The organism is Streptomyces sp. NPDC002176 (assembly GCF_044903645.1).
Classification (GTDB): domain Bacteria; phylum Actinomycetota; class Actinomycetes; order Streptomycetales; family Streptomycetaceae; genus Streptomyces.
Window position 1 is genome coordinate 240,598 of sequence record NZ_JBJDQW010000004.1, and the last position, 22,167, is coordinate 262,764.

23 protein-coding genes are annotated in these 22,167 nt (G+C 71.0%); 13 read left to right on the forward strand and 10 right to left on the reverse strand.

The window, feature by feature from the left end:
* Window positions 1-173: 173 nt before the first annotated feature.
* The 3 genes from ACI2LY_RS20165 to ACI2LY_RS20175 are packed head-to-tail and all read left to right on the forward strand — an operon-like array spanning window position 174 to window position 3,120.
* The gene (locus ACI2LY_RS20165; RefSeq protein WP_404708757.1) at window positions 174-1,163 is read left to right on the forward strand and encodes a FecCD family ABC transporter permease; all 990 of its coding nucleotides are present in this window, start codon (window positions 174-176) and stop codon (window positions 1,161-1,163) included.
* A gap of 2 nt (window positions 1,164-1,165) precedes the next feature.
* A complete protein-coding gene (locus ACI2LY_RS20170; RefSeq protein WP_404708342.1) occupies window positions 1,166-2,242 on the forward strand; it encodes a FecCD family ABC transporter permease in 1,077 nt (358 codons plus the stop codon).
* A gap of 5 nt (window positions 2,243-2,247) precedes the next feature.
* Window positions 2,248-3,120 (forward strand): ABC transporter ATP-binding protein, encoded by an 873-nt coding sequence (locus ACI2LY_RS20175; protein WP_404708343.1) that lies wholly within the window; start codon window positions 2,248-2,250, stop codon window positions 3,118-3,120.
* Between the two features lie 19 nt (window positions 3,121-3,139).
* Here the strand turns inward: ACI2LY_RS20175 and ACI2LY_RS20180 are convergent, their stop codons facing one another.
* Window positions 3,140-4,093 carry a methionyl-tRNA formyltransferase gene (locus ACI2LY_RS20180; protein ID WP_404708344.1) on the reverse strand — a complete coding sequence of 318 codons (954 nt, stop codon included), beginning with the start codon at window positions 4,091-4,093 and terminating at the stop codon, window positions 3,140-3,142.
* A 98-nt stretch (window positions 4,094-4,191) separates the two neighbouring features.
* Between ACI2LY_RS20180 and ACI2LY_RS20185 the strand changes: the two genes are divergently transcribed.
* Complete coding sequence (locus tag ACI2LY_RS20185) at window positions 4,192-5,499, forward strand: lysine N(6)-hydroxylase/L-ornithine N(5)-oxygenase family protein (protein ID WP_404708345.1); 1,308 nt, start codon at window positions 4,192-4,194, stop codon at window positions 5,497-5,499.
* Here the strand turns inward: ACI2LY_RS20185 and ACI2LY_RS20190 are convergent.
* The 3 genes from ACI2LY_RS20190 to ACI2LY_RS20200 form a co-directional block, all read right to left on the reverse strand.
* A complete protein-coding gene (locus ACI2LY_RS20190) occupies window positions 5,479-5,955 on the reverse strand; it encodes a hypothetical protein (protein WP_404708346.1) in 477 nt (158 codons plus the stop codon). The two genes, ACI2LY_RS20185 and ACI2LY_RS20190, sit on opposite strands and share 21 nt — an antisense overlap.
* A gap of 75 nt (window positions 5,956-6,030) precedes the next feature.
* Window positions 6,031-6,699 carry an isochorismatase family protein gene (locus ACI2LY_RS20195; protein WP_404708347.1) on the reverse strand — a complete coding sequence of 223 codons (669 nt, stop codon included), beginning with the start codon at window positions 6,697-6,699 and terminating at the stop codon, window positions 6,031-6,033.
* Window positions 6,700-6,763: 64 nt separating this feature from the next.
* A complete protein-coding gene (locus tag ACI2LY_RS20200) occupies window positions 6,764-8,293 on the reverse strand; it encodes an amidohydrolase family protein (protein ID WP_404708348.1) in 1,530 nt (509 codons plus the stop codon).
* Between the two features lie 248 nt (window positions 8,294-8,541).
* On the opposite strand from ACI2LY_RS20200, the gene ACI2LY_RS20205 reads away from it, so the two are divergent.
* Entirely contained in the window at window positions 8,542-9,027 is a 486-nt protein-coding gene (locus ACI2LY_RS20205) for a phospholipase (protein WP_135786709.1), read from the forward strand.
* A 54-nt stretch (window positions 9,028-9,081) separates the two neighbouring features.
* On the opposite strand, the gene ACI2LY_RS20210 is transcribed toward ACI2LY_RS20205, so the two are convergent.
* Entirely contained in the window at window positions 9,082-11,151 is a 2,070-nt protein-coding gene (locus tag ACI2LY_RS20210) for a SpoIIE family protein phosphatase (RefSeq protein ID WP_404708349.1), read from the reverse strand.
* Window positions 11,152-11,435: 284 nt separating this feature from the next.
* Here ACI2LY_RS20210 and ACI2LY_RS20215 point away from each other — a divergent pair, with 284 nt between their 5' ends.
* A complete protein-coding gene (locus tag ACI2LY_RS20215; RefSeq protein WP_404708350.1) occupies window positions 11,436-12,806 on the forward strand; it encodes a DEAD/DEAH box helicase in 1,371 nt (456 codons plus the stop codon).
* A gap of 2 nt (window positions 12,807-12,808) precedes the next feature.
* On the opposite strand, the gene ACI2LY_RS20220 is transcribed toward ACI2LY_RS20215, so the two are convergent.
* Together ACI2LY_RS20220 and ACI2LY_RS20225 are read right to left on the reverse strand one after the other, a co-directional pair.
* Window positions 12,809-13,192 (reverse strand): SRPBCC family protein, encoded by a 384-nt coding sequence (locus ACI2LY_RS20220; protein ID WP_404708351.1) that lies wholly within the window; start codon window positions 13,190-13,192, stop codon window positions 12,809-12,811.
* Between the two features lie 73 nt (window positions 13,193-13,265).
* The gene (locus tag ACI2LY_RS20225) at window positions 13,266-13,694 is read right to left on the reverse strand and encodes a cyclic nucleotide-binding/CBS domain-containing protein (protein WP_388999617.1); all 429 of its coding nucleotides are present in this window, start codon (window positions 13,692-13,694) and stop codon (window positions 13,266-13,268) included.
* Between the two features lie 138 nt (window positions 13,695-13,832).
* On the opposite strand from ACI2LY_RS20225, the gene ACI2LY_RS20230 reads away from it, so the two are divergent.
* Together ACI2LY_RS20230 and ACI2LY_RS20235 are read left to right on the forward strand one after the other, a co-directional pair.
* Complete coding sequence (locus tag ACI2LY_RS20230) at window positions 13,833-14,063, forward strand: DUF2945 domain-containing protein (protein WP_404708352.1); 231 nt, start codon at window positions 13,833-13,835, stop codon at window positions 14,061-14,063.
* Between the two features lie 206 nt (window positions 14,064-14,269).
* The gene (locus ACI2LY_RS20235) at window positions 14,270-15,202 is read left to right on the forward strand and encodes a helix-turn-helix domain-containing protein (protein ID WP_404708353.1); all 933 of its coding nucleotides are present in this window, start codon (window positions 14,270-14,272) and stop codon (window positions 15,200-15,202) included.
* 15 nt (window positions 15,203-15,217) lie between these two features.
* Here the strand turns inward: ACI2LY_RS20235 and ACI2LY_RS20240 are convergent, their stop codons facing one another.
* Window positions 15,218-16,114 (reverse strand): SAM-dependent methyltransferase, encoded by an 897-nt coding sequence (locus ACI2LY_RS20240; protein ID WP_404708354.1) that lies wholly within the window; start codon window positions 16,112-16,114, stop codon window positions 15,218-15,220.
* Window positions 16,115-16,296: 182 nt separating this feature from the next.
* A complete protein-coding gene (locus ACI2LY_RS20245; protein WP_404708758.1) occupies window positions 16,297-16,587 on the reverse strand; it encodes a DUF397 domain-containing protein in 291 nt (96 codons plus the stop codon).
* 580 nt (window positions 16,588-17,167) lie between these two features.
* Here ACI2LY_RS20245 and ACI2LY_RS20250 point away from each other — a divergent pair.
* The 3 genes from ACI2LY_RS20250 to ACI2LY_RS20260 all read left to right on the forward strand — a co-directional run bounded on the left by ACI2LY_RS20250 (window position 17,168) and on the right by ACI2LY_RS20260 (window position 18,289).
* The gene (locus ACI2LY_RS20250; protein ID WP_404708355.1) at window positions 17,168-17,383 is read left to right on the forward strand and encodes a hypothetical protein; all 216 of its coding nucleotides are present in this window, start codon (window positions 17,168-17,170) and stop codon (window positions 17,381-17,383) included.
* Window positions 17,373-17,657 carry a helix-turn-helix domain-containing protein gene (locus tag ACI2LY_RS20255; RefSeq protein ID WP_404708356.1) on the forward strand — a complete coding sequence of 95 codons (285 nt, stop codon included), beginning with the start codon at window positions 17,373-17,375 and terminating at the stop codon, window positions 17,655-17,657. The genes ACI2LY_RS20250 and ACI2LY_RS20255 overlap by 11 nt, the downstream gene beginning before the upstream one ends.
* A gap of 95 nt (window positions 17,658-17,752) precedes the next feature.
* Complete coding sequence (locus ACI2LY_RS20260) at window positions 17,753-18,289, forward strand: hypothetical protein (protein ID WP_388998153.1); 537 nt, start codon at window positions 17,753-17,755, stop codon at window positions 18,287-18,289.
* Window positions 18,290-18,361: 72 nt separating this feature from the next.
* On the opposite strand, the gene ACI2LY_RS20265 is transcribed toward ACI2LY_RS20260, so the two are convergent.
* The gene (locus ACI2LY_RS20265; RefSeq protein WP_404708357.1) at window positions 18,362-19,813 is read right to left on the reverse strand and encodes an aromatic amino acid ammonia-lyase; all 1,452 of its coding nucleotides are present in this window, start codon (window positions 19,811-19,813) and stop codon (window positions 18,362-18,364) included.
* 108 nt (window positions 19,814-19,921) lie between these two features.
* Between ACI2LY_RS20265 and ACI2LY_RS20270 the strand changes: the two genes are divergently transcribed.
* Window positions 19,922-20,749 carry a MurR/RpiR family transcriptional regulator gene (locus ACI2LY_RS20270; protein ID WP_388998158.1) on the forward strand — a complete coding sequence of 276 codons (828 nt, stop codon included), beginning with the start codon at window positions 19,922-19,924 and terminating at the stop codon, window positions 20,747-20,749.
* Window positions 20,715-22,085, forward strand: coding sequence for an MFS transporter (locus ACI2LY_RS20275; protein ID WP_404708358.1), 1,371 nt, complete (start codon window positions 20,715-20,717; stop codon window positions 22,083-22,085). Before ACI2LY_RS20270 ends, ACI2LY_RS20275 begins: the two co-directional genes overlap by 35 nt.
* Window positions 22,086-22,167 lie beyond the last annotated feature (82 nt).

Consider the following 22,167-nt stretch of genomic DNA (forward strand, 5'->3'; position numbering starts at 1 on the left):
TAAGTCGCCGTCAGGGCTGTCTGCGCGCTCCCCAACTGGGCTTTCCGGTACGGGAGATGGCTCGTAGCCCCCTGTTCGGCGCCACCCCGGACCGACGGCATGGAGACCGGTACGTGACCCAAGAAAGACGGCAAGGAACACGGCAGGGCAGAACGCTCCGCACCACCGGGCTGGTGACCCTGGTCGTCGCGCTGCTCCTGCTGCTGTCCGTGCTGTCGGTGGCGCTGGGCGCGCTCAATGTGCCGCTCGACCAGGTCGTCCGCTCGGTCCTCGGCCATCCGCCGAGCAGGCTGGTGGACAACGTCGTCTGGTCGGTGCGCGTGCCCCGTACGCTGCTCGGCCTGACCACGGGCGCGGCGCTCGGCATGTCGGGTGCGCTGATGCAGGCCCTGACCCGTAATCCGCTGGCCGACCCCGGCATCCTCGGGGTCAGCGCGGGCGCGTCGTTCGCCATCGTCGTCGCCGTCGCGGTGTTCGGGGTGGGCTCGCTGTACGGCTATGTGTGGTTCGCGTTCGCGGGGGCGTTCGCCGCGAGTGTGCTGGTGTTCTTCCTGGGGCGGCTGGGCCGGTCCGGTGCGACGCCGGTGAAGCTGGCGCTGGCCGGGGTGGCCGTCACCTCGCTGCTGACCTCGCTGACCAGCGCCGTGGTGCTCACCGACCAGGACGCGCTGGACCGGTACCGCTTCTGGTCGGCGGGGTCGCTGGCCGACAAGGACTCCGGCGAGCTGCTGCGCATCCTGCCCTTCCTCGCGATCGGCGCCGTCCTCGCGCTGGCCTGCGCGCCCGCGCTCAACAGCATGGCGCTGGGCGACGACGTGGCCGCCTCCCTGGGGCGGCGGCTCGGCCTGGTCCGGCTCCAGGGGGTCGCGGCGGTGGTGCTGCTGACCGGCGCGTCGGTGGCGGTCATCGGCCCGGTGGTCTTCCTCGGGCTGGTCGTCCCGCACATCGCCCGGCTGCTCGCCCAGTTCGCCGGGATCGGCCCGGACCACCGCTGGCTGCTGCCGCTGTCCGCCGCGATCGCGCCCGCGCTGCTGCTCGCCGCCGACATCCTGGGCCGGACGGTGGCCCGCCCCACCGAGATCCAGGCCGGTGTGCTGGTCGCCTTCCTCGGCGGCCCGTTCTTCATCGCCCTGGTCCGGCGCCGCAAGCTCGCGGAGGTGTGAGCATGTCCGTCCCCACGAAGCTCACGGCGCCCCCCGTCCTGCGCGACCGGCCCTTCCGGCTCGCCGTCCCCCCGGTCTCCGGGATGCTGCGCCCCCGGCTGCTGCTGACCGGAACAGGGGTCGCCGTCGGCGCGTTCCTGCTGTTCTGCTGGGGCCTCACCCTCGGCGACTACCCGATGACCCTGTCCGACGTGATGCGGGCGCTCGTCGGCGCGGGCGAGCCCGGCACGGTCACCGTCGTCCAGGACCTCCGGCTGCCGCGCGCCCTGACCGGACTGCTGGTCGGCGTGACCTTCGGGGTGTCCGGCGCGGTGTTCCAGACGATGACCCGCAACCCGCTGGCCAGCCCCGACATGATCGGGCTCACCGAGGGCGCGGGCACCGCGGTGGTGGCCGCCGTGGTCCTCGGCTGGACCGGCGGCCTCGGCCTGTCCGCGCTGGGCCTGCTGGGCGCGCTGGCGACCGCGCTGCTGGTGTACGCGCTGGCCTGGAAGGGCGGGGCCACCGGGTACCGGATCATCCTCGTCGGCATCGGCGTCTCCTGGATCTGCACCAGCGCCACCGACTTCCTGGTGGCGCGCGGCGACCGGTTCCAGGCGCAGGAGGCCGTGGGCTGGCTGGTCGGCAACCTCAACGGGCGCACCTGGGACCAGGTGGACACCCTCGCCCTGGCCACGCTCGTCCTGCTGCCGCCCACGCTGGCGCTGGGCCGCATGATGCGCACCCTCCAGCTCGGCGACGACGTGGCGGCCGGGCTCGGCACGCCCGTCCAGGCGGTCCGGCTGGCGCTGCTGCTGACCGGGGTCGGCCTGGTCGCCTTCGGTACGGCGGCGGCGGGGCCGGTGGCGTTCGTCGCCCTGGCCTGTCCGCAGATCGCCCAGCGGGTGGCGGGCACCTCGTCGCCGCCCCCTCTCGTCTCCGGTCTCACCGGCGCGTTCACCGTGCTCGGCGCCGACCTCCTCGCCCGCGAGGCGGTGCCGGGTACGGAACTGCCGGTCGGGATCGTCACCGGCGCCCTCGGCGCGCCGGTCCTGCTGTGGCTGCTCATCCGCGCCAACCGCGCGGGCTCTGGAGGCTGATGCCCATGTCGACCACCGAACCGCGCACCAAGTCCTCCGTCTCCGGGCCGGAGTTGGGTGCCCGTGGACTGCGGCTCGCCTATGACGGGCGGACGGTCGTGGAGAACCTGGACCTCACCGTGCCGACCGGCCGCATCACGGCCATCGTCGGCGCCAACGCCTGTGGGAAGTCGACCCTGTTGCGGGCGCTCGCCCGGCTGCTGACACCACGTCAGGGTGTGGTGGAGCTGGACGGGGTGGCCCTGCGCGAGGTGCCGACGCGGGAGCTGGCGCGCAAGCTGGGCATCCTGCCGCAGACGCCGGTGGCGCCGGAGGGGCTGACCGTGTCCGACCTGGTGGGGCGGGGGCGGTCACCGCACCAGACGTGGTGGCGGCAGTGGTCGGCGGCGGACGAGGAGGCGGTGCGCGGGGCGCTCACCGCGACCGGGCTCACCGATCTCGCGGACCGTCCGGTGGACGAGCTGTCCGGCGGGCAGCGGCAGCGGGCCTGGATCGCCATGGCCGTGGCCCAGGGCACGCCCGTACTGCTGCTGGACGAGCCGACCACCTATCTCGACCTCGCCCACCAGATCGACGTCCTGGACCTGATCACCGACCTCAACCGGCGCGAGGGCCGGACCGTGGTGATGGTGCTGCACGACCTCAACCAGGCGTGCCGGTACGCCGATCACGTCATCGCCATGAAGGCCGGCCGGATCGTCGCCGAGGGCGCGCCCGCCGAGGTGGTGACGGAGGCGACCGTGGCGGACGTGTTCGGGCTGCGCTGCCGGATCGCCCCGGACCCGGTCAGCGGCACCCCGCTGGTCATCCCGCTGGGCCGCCACCACGACGACGGCGCCGGACTGGCGGAAGCCGTCCCGGCGGCGGCCGTCGACTGACCGGCCGCCGCCGCGCGGCTCAGGGGCGCGAGGTGAGGTAACCGCCCATGGTGCGGAAGTAGTCGGCGGCCGCGTACTCGGTGCCGTCGTCCGTGCGCACCCGCTTCACCAGCAGCCCCCGGCAGCGCCCGGTGTGCGCGTCGGCGCCCGCCACCACGACCACGCCATCACCCTCGCGGATGAAGATCCGCCCCGGCGTGCCGCCGTACCGCCCCTCGGAGACGGCGGCGGAGACGATCCGCAGCCGCTGCCCGCGGTGGTAGGCGTACGCGTTCGGGTACGGGTCCGACTGGGCGCGTACGAGGCGTTCCAGGCGGTCGGCGGGCCAGCCGAAGTCGATGCGGCTGTCCTCGGCGGAGCGCTTGTGGAAGAAGCTGGCGCGGGAGCGGTCCTGCGGTATCCACTGCCCGGCGTCCCGGCCGGAGGCGATGAGGTCCAGCGACTCGCGGACGAGCGGTGCGATGAGGTCGACGGTGCGGTGGAACAGGTCGGTCGCGGTGTCGGTGGGGCCGACCGGCACCGAGCGCTGCACCAGGACGTCCCCGGCGTCGAGTTCGCCGTTCATCCGGTGCGCGGTCACCCCGACGCGCTCCTCCCCGTTGAGCAGCGCCCAGATGATCGGGGAGAACCCGGCGTAGGAGGGCAGCAGCGAGTCGTGGATGTTGAGGGTGCCGTGCTCGGGCAGATCGAACAGCTCCGGGGGCAGCCAGGTGCGCCAGTTGTTGGCGACGATGATGTCCGGGCGTGACTCCCGTACGGCTGTGAGGAGTTCGGCGTCGTCGGGGCGGTTGCGCAGCAGTACGGGGACGCCGTGCTTCTCGGCGAGTTCGGCGACGTTGTCGTCCCAGATCTTCTCGTAGGCGTGTTCGCTCTTGGGGTGGGTGAGGACGAGGACGACCTCGTGCTCGGAGTCGAGCAGCGCCTGCAGCGTGCGGTGACCCCAGGTCTGGTAGCCGAGCATGACGACCCGCATACAGCCCTTCCCTTCACAGACTCCATTGCTAGGTAAGCCTTACCTTATCTAGCATGGGCCTGCCTGAGGGAGGCGATGCCAAGGTGAAGTCACCGCGCATGGGTTCCGACGTCGTCCACGACGTGCTCGGTATCGGATTCGGACCGTCAAATCTCGCTCTGTCCATAGCGGTTGAGGAACACAACGCGGGCCTTGCGGCAGGCCACCGTCTCAACGCGCTGTTCCTGGAACGCCAGTCGGGTTTCGGCTGGCACCGGGGCATGCTGATCGACGACGCCACGATGCAGGTGTCCTTCCTGAAGGACCTCGTCACGCTGCGCAACCCGACCAGCGACTACAGCTTCCTGTGCTTCCTGCGCGAACGAGGCAGGCTGATCGACTTCCTGAACCAGAAGACGCTGTTCCCGCTGCGCGTGGAGTTCCACGAATACTTCGAGTGGGCGGCCGAGCGGGTGTCCCACCTGGTCGCCTACGGCAGCGAGGCCGTCGCCGTCGACCCGGTCCGCGACGACGACGGACAGGTGGCGTACTTCGACGTCACCTCCCGCGACATCGCCGGTTCCGGCGGGACGATGACCCACCGGGCCCGCAACATCAGCCTGGCGATGGGACTGGAACCGCATGTGCCGCCCGGTCTGGAGCTGGGCGAACACGTCTGGCACAACAGCCAGTTGATTCCGCGCTCGGTCCAACTCGCCGCCTCCGGGGCCCCGGTACGGCGCGTGGTCGTGCTCGGCGCCGGACAGAGCGGGGCCGAGGCGGTGGACTACATGCACCGCACCTTCCCGGAGGCGGAGGTGTGCTCGGTCTTCGCCAAGTACGGCTACACCCCGGCCGACGACAGCCCGTTCGCCAACCGCATCTTCGACCCCGAGGCGGTCGACGTCTACTTCTCGGCCCCCTCGGAGGTGAAGCAGTCCCTGTTCGACTACCACCGCTCGACCAACTACTCCGTGGTCGACATGGAGTTGATCGAGGCGCTGTACGCCACCGCATACCGGGAGAAGGTATCCGGACGGGAGCGGCTGCGCTTCCTCAACGTCTCCCGCGTCCGCTCGGTCGATCCGGGCGCGGGCGGCGCGCTGGACGTCACCGTGGAGTTCCTGCCCACCGGCGAGCGGCAGGTGCTCCCCACCGACGTGCTGGTCCTCGCCACCGGCTACCGCCCCCGCGATCTGACCCCGCTGCTCGGCGAGGCGGCCAAGCTGTGCCTGCGGGACGACGAGGACGAGATCCGGGTGGGCCGCGATCACCGCGTCGAGACGGCGCCGGAGGTCACGGCGGGCATCTACCTCCAGGGCGGCACCGAGCACACCCACGGCCTGACCAGCACCCTGCTGTCGACGGTCGCGGTCCGCGCGGAGGAGATCCACCGCTCGGTCCTGTCAGGCCGAGTCCCCGCCTGACTCCCCCGCAAGACTCCCGGAGCCCCGGCGGACGGTCCCGCCGGGGCTCCGGGGCGCGGCGAGAACACCGACCGCATCGGAGAGAACCCGCCTCAATGCGTCTTCCTCGGACCGAAAAGCTGCCACTCTTCCACGGGATGCCCGGTAAGCGTCGATGAACGAGGTCCACGCCTCATAGACCCGGTGGTGCTGTTCGTTCGCCTTCAGCGACAAGATCGCCAGCTGCTCGGGGGATGAGATCCGCTTGGCCTCCGAGCCGAACCAGATGCTGAAGCGAGCACCCTCGCTGAGCAGTCGGCCCACCAGGTCGATGAGGTCATTACCCAACGTGTTGCTCGACAGCATCCTGATCGGCAGGTCGACTCCGACCACCCCTGTCGGCCTTCGCAGCTCTTCGGGTGGAGACCATCCGGACGGGATCTCATCCACCCACTCCCAACCCTCCGGCAAGGTCATGGCTCTCCTCCATCGGCGCCTTCGTCACGGGCACCCGCATCCTGCCCGGATTCCCGGGCGACCGCACCATTGCTTTCAGGCCGCCCCCGCCCCGCCGAAGACATCCACCACACCCCGCACGCTCCGCACCGCCCCGCAGGTCGCGGCGATCCAGTCGAGGGCCATCCGGTGCTGGTCGGGTGCCCGGTCGGCGACCGCGTCCGCGACGACGAAGGGTTCCATGTCCTGCATCGCGGCGTCCGCCGCGGTGAGCAGCACCTGGGTTCGCGCGAAGACACCGGCGATCACCGGCTGGTCCCGGCCCAGTTCGGCGAGGCGGTGACGGAGCCGGGTGCCTGCGAACGCGCTGAACCGCTTGGCGGTCAGGAGGCTGTCCCCCACCTGTGGCCGGATCTCTTCCGGCACCTCACGCGAGTCCCCGCCCCGGAGCAGCGCGGGATGCCCGAAGGCGGTCCCGCGCCCGGCCGCCCGCCCGTCGGCGCAGGCCAGGGTGTAGAGGACGGGGATACCCGCCGCTCGCGCCGACTCGCACAACAGGGCGATGCCGGAGACGAGTTGGGGCACTGGCGCTGACCGCTCCCGCAGCACGCGCAGGAAGTGGTTCTGCGGGTTGAGGATCAGCAGCGCCGCGCGGGCCGGTTCGACGACCCAGCCGGACCGGTCGGGCGGCAGCGCGGCCGGGCCCGGCATCGCATACGGGGCGAGTTGTGGGGCTTCGCTGGTCTCGGGGGACGGCATGCGCATCGGCCTCTCACTCGTCCTCGGACGTCGTCAGGACAGCGGCGGATGTCCTGGTGCGGCCCCCTGCTCAGCGGGGCCCATGCGTCCAGCGGCCGTCCGTCATGGTGGCGTGCACGGGCATCGCGCGCAGCGTGTCCGCGTCCGCCTCCAGCGGGTCCACGTCCACGACCACCAGGTCGGCCGGGTCCCCGACCCGGATGCCGCGCCGCCCCCGCGCGGCCGCGACCAGCGCGTCCGGCACGGAGAGGCGCTGCTCGGGATGCCAGGCGGGACGCGCGTCGTCGGTGCGCGTGACGGCGGAGGCGATGGCCAGCCAAGGGTCCAGCGGAGACACCGGGGCGTCCGACCCGAACTCCAGCCGGGCCCCGGCGGCGAGGAGGTCGGCGTAGGCGAAGGCGCGGCCGGTGCGCCCGGCCCAGTGGTGGTCGGCCACATCGCGGTCGTCGGTGGCATGCCGGGGCTGTACGCCGACCGTGACGCCCAACTCGGCGAAACGGGGCAGGTCCTCGGGGTCGAGCAGCTGAGCGTGCTCGATCCGGCCCCGGCAGCGGACGGCGGCGAAGGCGTCCAGGGCCACGGTGTTGGCGCGGTCCCCGATGGCGTGCACGGCGGGCTCGATGCCGTGGGCGGCGGCGCGGCGCATCAGCCGTATCAGCTCGTCGGGCGCGGTCTCCTCGATGCCATGGGCGCCGTCCGTGCCCTCCAGCCCCGGATAGGGGTCGTGGCACAGGGCGGTACGGGTGTTGAGGGAGCCGTCGGTGAACAGCTTGAGCGGGCCGACGCGCACCAGTCCCCCGCCCGCGCCGATCTCGCTCCCGGTGCGCAGCCCCCGCGCCAAGGCCGCGTCCAGCCGACTCGGATAGACGGCGGCCGCGACACGTACCGCGGGCGGGCCGTCGGCGGACCGGCGCTCCCAGTCCGTGACCGTGTCGCCGTACTGGAAGTCGATGACGCCGGTGACACCGCGCGCGGCGGCGGCCCGGCAGGCGTCGGCGATCCAGCGGTCCACCGTGGCGGCGGGGGCGGTGGGCAGCGCGGACAGCGCCTCGTGGGCCTCGTGCTCCCGGATCAGTCCGGTGGGGTGGCCGGGCCGACCGGCGAGGGCGAGGCAGGCGGAGTTCAGCCAGACGGCGTGCAGGTCGGCGCTGACGAGGGCGACCGGCCGGTCGGGCAGCACCGCGTCGAGGAGGCTCTTGTGCGGGGCGTCGGGCCAGAGTCCGTCGCGGTAGCCGTAACCGTAGAGCACCGTACGGTCGTTGGCCCCGCCGCGTGACTTCAAGAGGTCGGCCACGGCCTGCGCGGAAGCGGTCCCGGCCAGGTCGAGCCGGTGCCGGGCGGCGGCCCACTCCGCGAGGTGGACGTGGGCGTCCCAGAGGCCGGGCAGGAGCACGCGGCCGTCCAGACCGAGCACCCGGTCGCCGTTCTCGACGGGGGTCGTGTGCGTGTCCAGGTGGATGTGCGTCACCCGGCCGTCGGCGACCCGGACACGGGCGAGCGGCCCACCCGCACCAAGCTTTACCTGATGGAGCGTCAACGCACTTCGGTCATCGTCCACTTGATCGACACGCTCCCGCTCGACGCTCACGAAGTCCGTCATCAAGCCTCCATCCGTACCGAGGTTCACCCTTCACGAACTAAAGTTAGCCTTACCTTATCCCTCCGTCACCACCCCGCCATGTGCGCGCCGAATTAGCCGAGTTGGGCCTGATTCAGGCTGACAGTTTGTTGAAATTCCGCGAGGAATTCTTTGACATGGACTGTTCATGCGGTGGAGCGGTGGTCCAAGCTGACCCCGCCTCGCAAACCCCGCGAGGCTTGCTGGGCCCCACACTCCGGAGGTCTTCCATGCGCCGTCCCCACGCCGTCTCCCTCGCCGCCGCCGGTGCCGCACTGGCGCTCCCCGCGGTGCTGGTACTCGCCAGTGACGCCTCGGCGGCGCCCGCCGACAAGCCGCAGGTGCTCAGCTCCTGGACCCAGACCAGCGCCGCCAGCTACAACTCCTGGGTGTCCGCGCGGGGCAACCAGGGCGCCTGGGCCGCCTACGGCTTCGACTGGTCGACGGACTACTGCAGTTCCTCGCCCGACAACCCCTTCGGCTTCCCCTTCCAGACCGCTTGCGCCCGGCACGACTTCGGTTACCGCAACTACAAGGCCGCGGGCACCTTCTCCGCGAACAAGTCCCGTATCGACTCGGCCTTCTACGAGGACCTCAAGCGCGTCTGCAACAACTACTCCGGCGCCACCAAGACCTCCTGCAACTCGACGGCGTGGACCTACTACCACGCGGTCGACATCTTCGGCCTGAAGGGCGCGGACACCGCCCGCTCCTGAACCAACTCCGCCGGGTACGCCGTCCGTTGGCGTGCCCGGCAGCCGTATCCGGCTCTACGCCCCGCCGAACCGCGCCAGCAGCAGCGCCACATCGTCGGCCGAGGAGTGGTCGACCGTGTCGAGGAGCATGTCGCAGGTCTGCTCGAGAGAACCGGTCGCGCTCTCCAACGCCCGGCAGAGGGAGTGCAGTCCCACGTCGATGGCGTCGTACCTGGTCTCGACCAGACCATCGGTGTACAGGGCCAGCAGAGAGCCATCGGGCAGTTCGACCTCCAGCGTGCCGAAGGGCACTCCGCCGACACCCAGCGGGGCGGCGGTGGGGAGGGCGAGGAGCGTCGCCTCGTGGCCCGGCTGGACGAGGACCGGCGGGAGATGGCCCGCGCAGGAGAAGGTGCAGGTGCCGCGCTTGGGGTCGCAGACCGCGTACACGCAGGTGGCGAAGGACTCGCTGAGCGTGGCGGCGGTCTCGTCCAGATGGCCGAGCAGTTCGGCGGGCGGCAGATCGAGTCGGGCCAACGCCCTTGTGGTGGTGCGCAGTTGGCCCATGATGGCGGCGGCCCGGACACCGCTGCCCATCACGTCGCCGACCACCAGACCCACCTTGCCGTCGCTGAGCGGCAGTACGTCGTACCAGTCGCCGCCGACCTCGGTGCCGCTGCCCGCGGGACGGTAGCCCACGGCGATCTCCAGGCCGTCCGGCTGGTCGGGCGGGGTCTGCGGGAGCAGGCTGCGCTGGAGGGTGAGGGCGGTGTCCCGCTCCCGGCCGTACAGCAGGGCGTTGTCCACACTGATGGCCGCACGGCCGACGATCTCGCACACCATCTGGAGGTCGCGGCTGTCGAAGGGGCGGGTGTTGCCGGTGCGGTACAGGCTGAGCACGCCGAGCACGGTGCCGCGCGCGACCAGCGGCGCCACGAGGTAACTGCGCACGCCCGCCTTGCGGAGCGCCGCGACGGCCTGTTCGTCGCCGGAGATCCGGCGCAGCGCGGCGCCGTCCACGCGGGAGATCATGGCCGGGGTCCCGGCACGGACACTGCCGCGCATCATCGGGGCCGGTTCCTCCGTCGCGAGGTCGTCCCAGAGCGCTGCGCCCCCCATGTCGTCGTCCGGTTCGGCCGGGGCGACGGCGACGGCGACGAACCGCGCCTGGTCGCCCGCGGCGGTCCGTCGGCCGGTGGCGACGGACTCCAGCAGGTCGACGGTGGCCAGGTCGGCGAACCGGGGCACCACGGCCTCGGCCAGCTCCCGCGCGGTCTGCCGCAGGTCGAGCGTGCTGCCGATGTCGGCGCTGGCCTCGGACAGGGTGGCCAGGTGCCGGTGCGCGGCCGCGACCTCCGCGGCGGCGAGGTGGCGGGCGGTGACGTCCACGACGGACACCGCGACCCCCAGCACCTTCCCGTGCCGGTCCTCGATCCGGTAGTACGACTCCGACCAGGCGTGATCGTGGTCCGGGTCGGCCGGGACGCGGCCGATGGTGCGGTGGTCGAGGATCGGCTCGCCGGTGCGCAGCACCTGCCGCATGGCGGTCTCGATGGCCTCGGTGTCCACCCCCGGCAGCGTGTCCCCCAGCCGTCGGCCGACCACCTCCTCCTCGGTGACCCCGTTGGCGGTGGTCAGGGCGTCGTTGATCCGCATCCAGCGCAGCTCGGTGTCGAACACGGCGAGCCCGACGGGCGACTGGTTGATCAGCAGCTCGGACAGGGCGAGATCGCTCTCCACCCGGCGCACGGTGTCCACGTCGGCGGCGAGCGCCAGCCCGAGCACGTTCCCGTCGGGGTCGTGCAGACGACCCTTGCGGTATTCGACCGAACGGGTCGAACCGTCCTTGCACCGGGCGCGGAAGACCCCCGCGAAACTGGTGCCGACCTGCGCCTGCTGGAACAGTTCGTGGATGTGCCGCGCGTCCTCCGGCAGCGCCAGCAGCTCGTCGACCGACCGGCCGAGCGCCTCGGCCGCGTCGTAGCCGAACAGCTGCTCGGCCTCGGGGCTCCACAGGACGATGCGGCCTTCGGCGTCCATGACCACGGCGGAGGCGTGCAGCAGGTCGAGCAGGCCGCCGGGCACCCTGACCGCCCGGTCCTCGGCCGGGCCGGGCCCGTGGTCCCACAGGTCCTTGGCACCCATACCTGTCGCCTTCCCGTCGACCGGCCCGGTACCAGTACACGGGCCGCGTCTTTTGCATCAGCTCATACCACTATGCCGTGCGCCCCCGAACCGCTCCTGCCCGAGCGGATCGGGGTACCAGGCCGGACGAACCCGGGTACCAGGCCGACCGGACCCTGGTACGCCCCTTGTGTTAGCGTGAAACTTTTGCACGGTAGTGACGGTCGGTGACCCCGCCCGTCCGGTCGCCGTACCTCGTCCTACCGGGCCTTCCTCGGTACGTCCCCTCTTGCGGAAGGCTTGTCATGAACCACCCGGACCCCGCCGAGTCGCAGCCGCCGGTCACCTCCTTCGCCGACCTGGACCTGCCCCCCGCGGTGCAGCGCAAGCTCGCCGAGCTGGAGGTGCGCGAGCCCTTCCCGATCCAGGCGGCCACGATCCCCGACGCCCTCGCGGGACGCGACGTCCTCGGGCGCGCCCGCACCGGCTCCGGCAAGACCCTCGCCTTCGGCCTCCCGCTGCTCGCGCGTACGGCGGGCCGCCGGGCCGAATCCAAGCAGCCGCTGGCCCTGATCCTGGTACCCACCCGCGAACTGGCCCAGCAGGTGTGCGAGGCGCTCACCCCGTACGCCGACGCGCTGGGGCTGCGGATGGCCGCGGTGGTCGGCGGCATGTCGATCGGCCGCCAGATCGCCGCGCTGCGCGACGGCGCCGAGGTCGTCGTCGCCACCCCCGGCCGCCTGCACGACCTCATCGAGCGCAAGGCGTGCCGTCTGGGCCGGGTCCGGATCACCGTCCTCGACGAGGCCGACCAGATGTGCGACATGGGCTTCCTGCCGCAGGTCACCGAGGCGCTGGAGCAGGTACGGCCGGACGGTCAGCGGATGCTGTTCTCCGCGACCCTGGAGCACGACGTCGCCGACCTGGTCCGCGACCACCTCAAGGACCCGGCCTCGCACTCGGTCGACCCGTCGGCGGGCGCGGTCACGACGATGGACCACCATGTCCTGGTCGTGCACGGTCCCGACCGGTACGCCGTGACGACGGAGATCGCCGCCCGCGACGGCCGTGTCCTGCTCTTCCTGGACACCAAGCACGGGGTGGACCAGCTCACCCGGCATCTGCGGGCCAGCGGGGTGCACGCGGCGGCCCTGCACAGCGGCAAGTCCCAGCCACAGCGCACCCGGACCCTCGCGCAGTTCAAGGACGGGCAGATCACCGCACTGGTGGCGACCAACGTCGCGGCGCGCGGCCTGCACATCGACGACCTCGACCTCGTGGTGAACGTCGACCCGCCCGCCGACGCCAAGGACTACCTGCACCGCGCGGGCCGCACCGCGCGCGGCGGCGGCTCGGGCAGTGTGGTCACCCTGGCGCTGTCGGGTCAGCGGCGCGAGCTGAGCAAGGTGACGGCCGAGGCCGGTGTCGAGCCGACGGTCACCAAGGTGCGCTCGGGCGAGGCCGCGCTGTCCCGGATCACCGGCGCCCGCAAGCCGTCCGGCACCCCGCTCGACGGCGGCCCGTCGTCACGCCCCAAGAACACCAACGCGCCGTTCCGCGGCATGGGCTCCAGCAAGGACACGTCGGGCGGCGCCCGTCCGTCCCGCAAGACGAGCGAGGCCCGCAAGCTCGCCGAGGCCCGGCGGGCGGCGCAGGTCCGGCGCGGCGGCCGCTGAGGTCAGACGCGGGTGAGCCGGTGCAGCGCCCAGTCGACCATGGGCGCGTAGACCAGGGGCACCGGAGCGGGCGCCGTCAGGTGGACGGCGACCCGGGTACCCGTACCCTCGGGGGCCATGGTGTGGCCCACCTCCACGGGGATGCCGAGGAACTTCACCTTCCAGGTCCAGGCGCCCTTCGGCCGGTCGACCTCGGTGACCTCGAAGCTCCCGCGCAGGAACCCCGCGACCTCCACCTCACCCCGGGCGCCCGGCCGGATGACGTCGCCCTCCGTCCGGACGGCCCGTAGGTGCGGCGCCCAGTGGGCCCACTCCTCGTACCGCGCGTACCGCTCCCAGACCACATCGGGCGCTGCGGGGCCCGCGACCGTGACGGTGTGCCGCATGACTGTCCTCCCGGCGGTGTCCGGCCCAATGTACGGCGGTTCGCCAAGGGGTGCGCGGCGAGCGACACGTGGTCTAGCTGTCGCTGCCCGACTTGCGGGCATGCTCCGGCGTGGGCGAGTCGATGCGGCCGGAGCGGCCCTGGAGGCGGGGGTCGCTCGCGTCCACGACGCCCACCGGTGTGCCGCTCTCGATGACGGCGACCTGCCGGACCGAGTTCTCCTCCATCAGCCGGGCGACGGAGTCGAGACCGTCGTCGATGTCCACGGTGACGAACCCTCCGTGCACCACCTCGGCCACGGTCATCTCGTCGGCGTCGGCGGCGTCCGCGAGCGCCCGTACGACGAGGTCGTGGTCGCTGACCAGCCCCCGCAGACTCCCGCCCTCCACCACGAGCACGACATCGACCCCGTCGTCACGCATCGTCCGCGCCACGGACGTCACCGACTCCCGGCCGTCCACCGTCGTGGGGTTCCCCGTCATGATCTCGCGCACGCTGTCCATCGCCACGTCCTCCTTGATCGGCCACGATCCTTCGCCCCACCGTGTACCCCCGGAACCGCCCCCGACCCCGCGCCCAGGTGCGAACGGGCTGGCGCCCGGCCAGGGTGGGAGGAAATCTCCGTCACCCAGGAGCCCCACATGAGCGCCTCCGACAAGAACCGCCCGGCCAAGGGCGACAAGGTCGCCTGGAGCACCCACGGCACCGAGACCACCGGCAAGGTCGAGAAGAAGATCACCGGCCGCACCGAGGCCGCCGGCCGCACGGTCGACGCCTCCCCGGAGGACCCCCAGTACGAGGTCCGCAGCGACAAGTCAGGCAAGACCGCGGTGCACAAGCCTTCGGCGTTGAAGAGGAAGGGGAAGTCCTGACGCCCGCCAACTCCCGCCAGGGCGCGCTAGGTTGACGCAATCCGGCCTGCGGCCCGACTCTCGGTGGAGGTCGGTGGTGACCGGCTTCCGGTCGGGGGCGCGAGCAGTTATTGGACATTTTTACGATTCTCACTCCGTCACGGGCATCGGCGGGCACTATGTGTGCCTGGAGCAACACGTTTCGTGTAGGGAATCAAGGAGCACAAGTGTCCAAGCAGTTGCCCATGCCGGTGGAGCCTGAAGACGCCTCCGGCCAAAGGGCGGGGCGCCGGACAACGGTGCGCTACCTCCAGAACGAGGCAGTGCCACGCGCGGTACGGAAGGTGCTGGGCAACGCCTTGCGCCTGAGCCGGGAGAGCGCCCGCCTGAGTCTGGGTGAGTCGGCCGGTCGCCTCGGAGTCTCCTCCTCGAAGCTGAGCCGGATCGAATCCGGCACCAACTCGCCCAAGGAGCGGGACCTACCGAGGTTCTTCGAGACGTACGGGATCACGACTCCGCAGGAACAGGACAATCTGCGCGAGCTCGCTGCGGCCGCCCACCGGCCCAACTGGTGGCAGCCGTGGTCGGCGGTCACGCCGAAGTACCTCCAGGCCGTGGTCAGCTTCGAGGACATGGCGTGCAGGGTCAGGTCGTTCGAACCCACCTATCTGCACGGCTTGTTGCAGACTCCTGAATACGCTCGCGCACTGATCGAGCGAGGTCGCGGTCCCGCGAACACGTACGACGAGTTGGTCAGGTTCCGCACCGCACGGCAGAAGCAATTCACCTCTGCGGACAAGAAGTTGTTCTGCATCGTCGACGAGACCACTCTCGCTCGCCCCGTCGGATCATCGGCCATCATGCGCGGGCAGTTGCAGCACCTGATCGACCTGACGTCCCACTCTCGGATCCAGCTTCGACTCGCCCCGCTATACGACTTCGACGTGCACGTCGAACTCGGTCCCACGACCATCTTCGACTTCGCGGGCCGCCTCCTCCCCACGATCGTCTTCACCGAGGCATACGACGGTGGCCTGGTCATCGAGGACGAGGAGATGGTGGACCGCCGAGTGAAGGCGTTCGACGAACTCGCCGCCCGCTCCCTCGACTCCCACGCCATGCGGCGACGGTTGCAGCACCTGATGACCCGCTACAGGTGATCTCGGTCGCCACCGTCAGACCTTCCGCCCGACCCCCGCGTACAACGACACCAGCCGATCACTGAGCACCCCCGGCCCGCTGCCCACCCGCGGATGCCACTGGTGGGCCAACACCACCTCGGGGGAGACGAGTTCAAGGCCCTCGAAGAAGCGCTCGACCTCCGCTCGGCTGCGTACCTGGGCGGGGGTTCCGCGCTGTACGTAGGTGTCGATGATGGCTTGCCACGCCTCCGGGGCGAAGTCACCCGTGCAGTGGGTCAGGCTCAGGTAGGAGCCGGGGGCGAGCCGGTCCATGAAGCCGCCGACGATGCCGTAGGGGTCTCTGTCGTCGGGGATGAAGTGAAGCAGCGCGTGGAGGCTGAGGGCCACCGGTCGGCCGAGATCCACCACGCCCTCGGCGTCGACCGCGGCAAGCACCGCGTCCGGGTCGGTGGCGTCCGCCTGGACATAGCCCGTCAGTCCCTCGGGAGTTCCGGCGAGCAGCTCGTCCGCGTAGACGAGCACGATGGGGTCGTTGTCGATGTACATGACCCGGCATTCCGGCGCGACGCCCTGGACCACTTCATGCAGGTTGGGCGCCGTCGGGATACCGGTACCCACGTCGATGAACTGGCGGACTCCCCGCTGTGCCAGATACCGCGCGGCGCGATGCATATAGGCGCGGTTCACCCGGGCCACGGTCTCGATCGCCGGGAACAACCGGATCACCGCCTGGGCCGCTTCCCGGTCCACGCGGTAATTGGTCTTGCCGCCCAGGTAGTAGTCGTACATTCGCGCACTGTGTGGCTGGTCCTGCCCTAAGAACACATCACCGTTGCCCTGTTCGTGCCCTTGTGCGGCCCGCTCCCCCACAGTGCTCCCTCCCGGGCATCCCGCCCGACCGGCCTCGCCAGGGGCGGAATGCACTTGCATTGTCCCTATCCATACCGACCGTTCAGCAGCGATGTCCAGAGCTGAACGATATTCATGACTTCGCGAGCGCGCCCTTGCCGAATTGACGCACCCGGGGCACCTGGCCCCCTCTTCGCAAGGGGGCCGTCGAAAGGCACGGCCGCGGTGGCGACCGATGTCTCCCGACGGCTCCCGTGGGCGAATCAGAGGTCGCCGCGGTCGACGGCGGCGGCGAACGCGGCCGCGGTCCCCCTCGAGACGGCCATGACCGGACCGTTCCGGGTCTTGGAGTCACGGAAGAGCACCTGGTCACCGGACGGGTGTGCGATCTCCACGCACGATCCCTCCGGAAGGCTGTACGAACTCTTCCGCCACGCGACACCGGCCCGATCCGAGCCGTGCCGCTCCACAAGTGTCGGTTTCCGCACCGGACGACCTCCTGCGGTGAATGAACTCCCCGTTGCCGGGATGCAATTGCATCCCCGCCAGACCATGAGAGGCTCACCGCTCGCCGTGCCATGTATGCACGCTGCAATCAACAATGTCTCGATTCAACTGTCTGCCGCTCACATGCAAGTGCGTCGCGCGAGCGGCTGCGTTCATCTCACTTTAGGACGAGAAGAAGAGGACATTGGAATATGCACCAGGCATGGAGTATGCATGTGGCATTCGTACAGCCGCTATAGGGATGGCGAGCCTGGTCGTGATATCGGGGCTCCCAACTGGAACAGTCGGGGCGCACAACGAGGGCGCACTCTCGCCGCAATTCGAACGTGGCAGCAGAATCCGGGACGCTTCCCCCTGGCAATACGGCGCCGACGGCACAGAAATCCCTGCGTTCCGCTTCTCAAGTGGATTCCGCACGGGCGTGGTTCGACCTAGCGTCCGTCCTGCTCGGCGACACGTCGAGCGGCATCGGGGCCCCGTACGTGATCTGGCGGTCAACAGCCGGGGCCCCGTGTCCACGACTCCTCCTAGGAGACCGCTATGTCCCCCTCCCCTTGGCGTCGGCGCCGTAAACCGCGCCATGCCCGCCCGCGCCCGCCGCGTCGGGTCCGGTGGTGCCCGCTCTGCGTGATCGACGCGCTGGAAGCCGCCGTCGGTCCCGCCGGGCAGTTGCTCCTCTCGCACCAGACCGAGCACTGGATCACCGCCGGGAGTGCCTGTCTGGTCCTGCTGCGCATGGCCGGACAGCGATGCCCGCACGCCCCCGACGCGCTCGACCGGCCCACTCCTGGGACGGATCGGCACGACGGCTCCGGCGCCGGGGAGGCCCACGATGTCACCTGAATCCAGCCACGCCGCGAGCAGCGCCGCCCACATCGGGCACGTCATGGAACGCGTCCGGAGGCAGGCCCACATCAGCCCGGAGACCCTGGCGCGGAAGATGGGCGCTGGCGTCGACCACGTCGCCGACATCCTGGCCGGACAGCGTTTCCCCAGTCGCCGCTTCACCGTCGTCTACGCCAGGGCGTGCGGCGCCGATCCGCAGGTGCTTCTCATGGTCTGGGAGGACGAGCACGACCGCCGAAGGACGCCGCCCCGCCAAAGGCCCTCCCCGTAAAGGTGATTCATCAGGTTTCCTCACCCCTCGTCCGGTCGGCGGTCTACCGTGAGTGCGTGCCGCGCGGACCGGCGCGGCCCCGTGAGAGGAGTTCCGTGTCATCACCCTGCGATCCCTCGGAAGCGCCCGTCGGCGATGTGGGTGCAGCGCTCCTGATGATCGACTCTCGGCTCCAGGCCATCTACGACGACAAGTCCGAGGTCGACCCCGAATACCAGCGCCTGCTCGACCAGTTCGCCGCGTCCCTGGGCCCGACCGGACTCGACGCGCTGCTGGACGGCACCTGCACGCTGATCTACCTCTTCATGAAGTGGCTCCGGCTGGCCTGTGAGGCGCACGACGAGGACGTCATCGAGTCGGTGGTGCCCGCCGTCGTCACCACGATGCGCAAGATGCCCAAGACCTTCCGTCCCGAGGTCATCCCCATCATGGCCGGCCTGCTCATCTCCTCGGGCCTCGGCCTGAGCCCCAGCCTGTGGCGTGCGCAGTACGGGCGTTGGACCGACGCCGAGATGAACCCGCTGGAAGGGACGGCCGTGCTGCTCGCGGAGCACATCAACCGGATGTGCGACGACCGCGACTTCGCCACCCGCATGGTCACCGAGGCCCTGACCGGCGCGGACAAGGACTAGGGCGGCCAGAGACTGGTACCAGGGCGGACATGTCCTGGTACCCGCCTCGGGGCAGTCCCGGCATCGTTCCCGCTACAGCACCGCCAGCCGGTCCAGCAGCCGTTCGGCCTGCTGGATCTCCGCGCTCAGTGGATGATCCTCGGTCACGTGTGGAAGTCCCGCCGAGGCCATGGCGAATGCCTGGCGGAGCGGGGTGTCGGGGAGCACCGCGTCGGACATCCGCAACGCCCTTACCGCGCCCAGGAGTTCACAGGCCAGCACGGTACGGTACGCCGCCGTCGCCGTGACCGTGCTGCGTACCGCGTGGGTGGAGAAGCTGGCGTGGTCCTCCAGGCCGCGGGAGATGACCGCGGTGCCCAGGGTGACCGGGGAGGCCGCGTGGCGCAGGGTGCCGAGGGCGTCGTGGGCGACGTACTCGAGGATCATGACGCCGGAGCTGCCCGCGGGGCCCTCGGCCAGGAACGGCGGGAGGCCGCTGAGGTCGGGCTCGACGAGGTCGCTGAGGCGCGCGGCGGATAGTTCCGCGGTGTGGTGCAGCGCGGCCCGTAGATAGTCGAAGGCCAGCGCGACCGGCGCGGTGGAGAACTGGCCGTGGTGGTAAGCCTGTTCGGTCTCGGTGTCGATGAGCGGGTTCTCCGCCGCCGCGTTGATGTCGACCTCCAGTACCTGTTCCACATGGGCGGCGGCCTCCAGCGCGGGCCCCTGCACCTGGGGGAAGGCCCGCAGGCCGAACGGGTCCTGGAGGCGTCGGCCGGGCGGCAGGTCCCCGCCCGCGGTGAGCAAGCGGCGCAGCTCGGCGGCACACCGTACGGCGCCGGGGTGCGGCCGGGAGGCGTGCACGCGCTCGTCGTACGCCTCGGCGGAGCCGCCCAGCGCGCAGAAGGTCAGCGCGGTCACCACATGGCTCGCCGCCAGCAGCCGGGACAGGTCGTGCCAGGCGAGCACGGCCTCGGCGAGGGTGGCGGCGTTGCTGGAGATGAACGCGAGCGCGTCGCCGGGGCTGATCGCGACCGGGTCGATGCCTCCGGACTCCCAGGGCAGTTCACCGGCGAGGGTCAGCGCGATCTCGGCGAGCGCGGTCAGGTCGCCGGTGCCGATCGCGCCCCGGGTGTGCACGAGGGGCAGCGCTCCGACGCGCAGGGCCTGCTCCAGTGCCCGCAGCAGCCGCGGGTGCACCCCGCTGCCCGCGGCGGCGAGCTGGTTGAGGCGGACGGCCATGACGGCACGTACCGCGTCGTCGGGCAGCGGGGTGCCGGTGCCACCGGCGTGGCTGCGCAGCAGGCGCAGCCCGTGCAGGTCGGCGCCGTCGGGGTCCACGACGATGTGGCGGTTGGCGCCGACGCCGGTCGTCCTGCCGTAGACCGCGCCCTTGGCGCCCAGTTCGACGGCGAGTTCGTAACTCTGTCCCGCCCTGGTCAGCGCGTCGGGTGCCAGCTTCGGCCAGGCGCTGCGGCGCGCCACGCGGACCACGTCGGCGCACTTCAGTCCGGCGCCGCTGATCAGGATGCGGCTGGAGTCCGTCATCGCCACCTCTCTTGACAATCATTCATTCATTCCTGCGAATAGCATGTAACTCTTGATTCAGCACGCTGGCAAGAACCGAGTCGGCGAGAAGTCGGCGAGAAGGAGAACATGGTGACCCGGTCGCTGCACGAGCTGCTCACGGCGCACCGCCTCACGCCCGCGCAGCGGCGCATCGCCAGCTACCTGGCCGAGCGCCCACGCGACGCCGCCTCGCTGACCAGTGCCGAGCTGGCGGAGCACGCCCAGGTGAGCCAGCCGTCGGTGACCCGGTTCGTCGCGCTGCTCGGCTTCGACGGGTACGGGGAGTTCCGGCGCTATCTGCGGACCGCGACGACCGAGCCGGTGATCGAGCGCGGTGGCAACAAGTTCCAGGCCGCCGTCGACGCCGATCTGCGCAACCTCGCCGCGCTGCGCGCCCAGCTCGCCGACGACACCCGGCTGCGCGCCATCGCCGGGCGGCTGATGGCGTCCGTTCCGCTGGTCGTCGTCGGGTACCGCGTGTCGGCCGCGCAGGCCGCGTCGTTCGCCTACCTTGCCACCAAGATCCATCCGGATGTCCGGCTGCTGACCGACTCGGGCAGTGTGTTAGGCGACCACCTGCGGCACGCCCACCGGTGTGGCGCCCGCACGCTGGTGATGGTCGCGCTTCCCCGTTACCCGCGGGAGAGCGAGGCCGCCCTCATACAGGCCAGGTCCCTGGGCCTGCGCACGCTTCTGATCACGGACCGGCTCGTCTCGGCGCTCACCCCGCTCGCCGACGACGTGCTGAGCGCGGGGGTCGCCTCCGAGTTCGTGTTCGACTCGCACGCCGCGGTCGTCTCGCTGTCCGTGGCACTGGTGGAGGCGATGGCCGACGCGGCCGGCGCCTCGGCCCGGCAACGACTGGAAGGTTTCGAAGACTATGCCGCAGAGCAGGACCTCTTCCTCCGGGAGTGAGAACCCCGGCCCCTCCGGGAGCGACGAGGCGGCCACCGCGTTCGACGACGCCCCGCTCAACCGCTTCCATCTACGGATCACGGCGCTGACGTTCTGCGCCAACTACTCCGACGGCTATGAACTCGGCATCATCAGCATCGCCCTGCCGGTGATCGCGAGCCAGCTGGGATTCGGCTCCGTGTGGGAGGGACTGCTCGGCGCGGCGGCGCTGATCGGCATCTTCCTGGGCAGCGTCGTCATCGGCTGGGCCGCCGACCGGATCGGCCGCCAGCGCCTCTACACGTACAACTTCCTGCTCATCGCGGTCGCGTCGGCGGCCGAGTTCTTCGTGACCGGCCCCGCCGAGCTGTTCGTACTGCGGCTGCTGATCGGTATCGGTATCGGGGCCGACTACGCGCTGGGCCCGACCCTGGTCGCCGAGTTCGTGCCCCGCCGCTACCGGGGCGGACTGCTCGCCTCCCTGACCGTCATGTGGACGGTCGGCTACGTCGTGGCGTTCTTCCTCGGCAACTGGGTGGTCGGTCTCGGCGGCGAGGCGTGGCGCTGGCTGCTCGCCTCCAGCAGTCTGCCCGCTCTGGCGGTGGTGCTGCTGCGGCTCGGTGTGCCCGAGTCGCCGCGCTGGCTGCTCGCCCGCGGGCGCGTCGACCAGGCGCGGGCCGTGGTGCGCCGTCTCGGCGGCGACGAGGGCGCGCTCGCGTCGCTGGCGAAGATCACGCACGCCGACGCCGGGAAGCCCCGGGCGCGCTACCGCGATCTGTTCGGCCGCGAGTACTGGCGGCGCACCGCGTTCGGCATCGTCTTCTACAACGCCCAGGTGGTGCCGTACTTCGCCATCTATACGTTCCTGCCGCTGGTGCTGTCCAAGATCGGGGTGGGCGAGGAGGACACCACCAGCGACGGCATCCTGAACCTGTTCCTGCTGGGCGGCAGCGTGGCGGGCCTGTGGTTCGTGGCGAAGATGAGTCGGCGCGGGCTGACGATCTGGTCGTTCGTCGTGCTGATCGCGGCGCTCGCCCCCATGGCGGTCTGGCCCGACGCGCCCAAGGGCCTGCTCTTCCCACTGTTCCTGGTGTTCACGTTCACCATGTCGGCGGCGGTCAACCTCGACCAGGTCTACCCGGCCGAGCTGTTCCCGACCGATCTGCGCAGCTCCGGTGTCGGCCTGCTCAACGGCATGAGCCGCATCGGCTCCGCGATCGGCACGTTCCTGCTGCCGCTCGGCCTCGAACACGTAGGGTTCTCCCCCACCATGCTGGCGCTAACCGTCGTCCTCGCCTGCGGCCTGGCCGCGTCAGTGGCGTGGGCCCCGGAGACGAAGAACGTGGCCCTGGACTGACCACCCGGCCCGCGGACGGGCCGGGAACCGGTGATCCGGAGGCCGCCTCGGCCGGGCGGCGGGTGAGGGGGGTGCGCCTGCC

Excerpts from the sequence above, each read along its gene's own strand:
- ACI2LY_RS20170 (WP_404708342.1), top strand. The coding sequence starts at position 1,166 with ATGTCCGTCCCCACGAAGCTCACGGCGCCCCCCGTCCTGCGCGACCGG.
- ACI2LY_RS20200 (WP_404708348.1), bottom strand. The coding sequence starts at position 8,293 with ATGACGGACTTCGTGAGCGTCGAGCGGGAGCGTGTCGATCAAGTGGAC.
- ACI2LY_RS20205 (WP_135786709.1), top strand. The coding sequence starts at position 8,542 with ATGCGCCGTCCCCACGCCGTCTCCCTCGCCGCCGCCGGTGCCGCACTG.
- ACI2LY_RS20220 (WP_404708351.1), bottom strand. The coding sequence starts at position 13,192 with ATGCGGCACACCGTCACGGTCGCGGGCCCCGCAGCGCCCGATGTGGTC.
- ACI2LY_RS20190 (WP_404708346.1), bottom strand. The coding sequence starts at position 5,955 with ATGACCTTGCCGGAGGGTTGGGAGTGGGTGGATGAGATCCCGTCCGGA.
- ACI2LY_RS20215 (WP_404708350.1), top strand. The coding sequence starts at position 11,436 with ATGAACCACCCGGACCCCGCCGAGTCGCAGCCGCCGGTCACCTCCTTC.
- ACI2LY_RS20270 (WP_388998158.1), top strand. The coding sequence starts at position 19,922 with ATGGTGACCCGGTCGCTGCACGAGCTGCTCACGGCGCACCGCCTCACG.
- ACI2LY_RS20240 (WP_404708354.1), bottom strand. The coding sequence starts at position 16,114 with ATGCAAGTGCATTCCGCCCCTGGCGAGGCCGGTCGGGCGGGATGCCCG.
- ACI2LY_RS20195 (WP_404708347.1), bottom strand. The coding sequence starts at position 6,699 with ATGCGCATGCCGTCCCCCGAGACCAGCGAAGCCCCACAACTCGCCCCG.
- ACI2LY_RS20245 (WP_404708758.1), bottom strand. The coding sequence starts at position 16,587 with ATGGTCTGGCGGGGATGCAATTGCATCCCGGCAACGGGGAGTTCATTC.
- ACI2LY_RS20230 (WP_404708352.1), top strand. The coding sequence starts at position 13,833 with ATGAGCGCCTCCGACAAGAACCGCCCGGCCAAGGGCGACAAGGTCGCC.
- ACI2LY_RS20265 (WP_404708357.1), bottom strand. The coding sequence starts at position 19,813 with ATGACGGACTCCAGCCGCATCCTGATCAGCGGCGCCGGACTGAAGTGC.
- ACI2LY_RS20185 (WP_404708345.1), top strand. The coding sequence starts at position 4,192 with ATGGGTTCCGACGTCGTCCACGACGTGCTCGGTATCGGATTCGGACCG.
- ACI2LY_RS20175 (WP_404708343.1), top strand. The coding sequence starts at position 2,248 with ATGTCGACCACCGAACCGCGCACCAAGTCCTCCGTCTCCGGGCCGGAG.
- ACI2LY_RS20275 (WP_404708358.1), top strand. The coding sequence starts at position 20,715 with ATGCCGCAGAGCAGGACCTCTTCCTCCGGGAGTGAGAACCCCGGCCCC.
- ACI2LY_RS20210 (WP_404708349.1), bottom strand. The coding sequence starts at position 11,151 with ATGGGTGCCAAGGACCTGTGGGACCACGGGCCCGGCCCGGCCGAGGAC.
- ACI2LY_RS20180 (WP_404708344.1), bottom strand. The coding sequence starts at position 4,093 with ATGCGGGTCGTCATGCTCGGCTACCAGACCTGGGGTCACCGCACGCTG.
- ACI2LY_RS20255 (WP_404708356.1), top strand. The coding sequence starts at position 17,373 with ATGTCACCTGAATCCAGCCACGCCGCGAGCAGCGCCGCCCACATCGGG.
- ACI2LY_RS20225 (WP_388999617.1), bottom strand. The coding sequence starts at position 13,694 with ATGGACAGCGTGCGCGAGATCATGACGGGGAACCCCACGACGGTGGAC.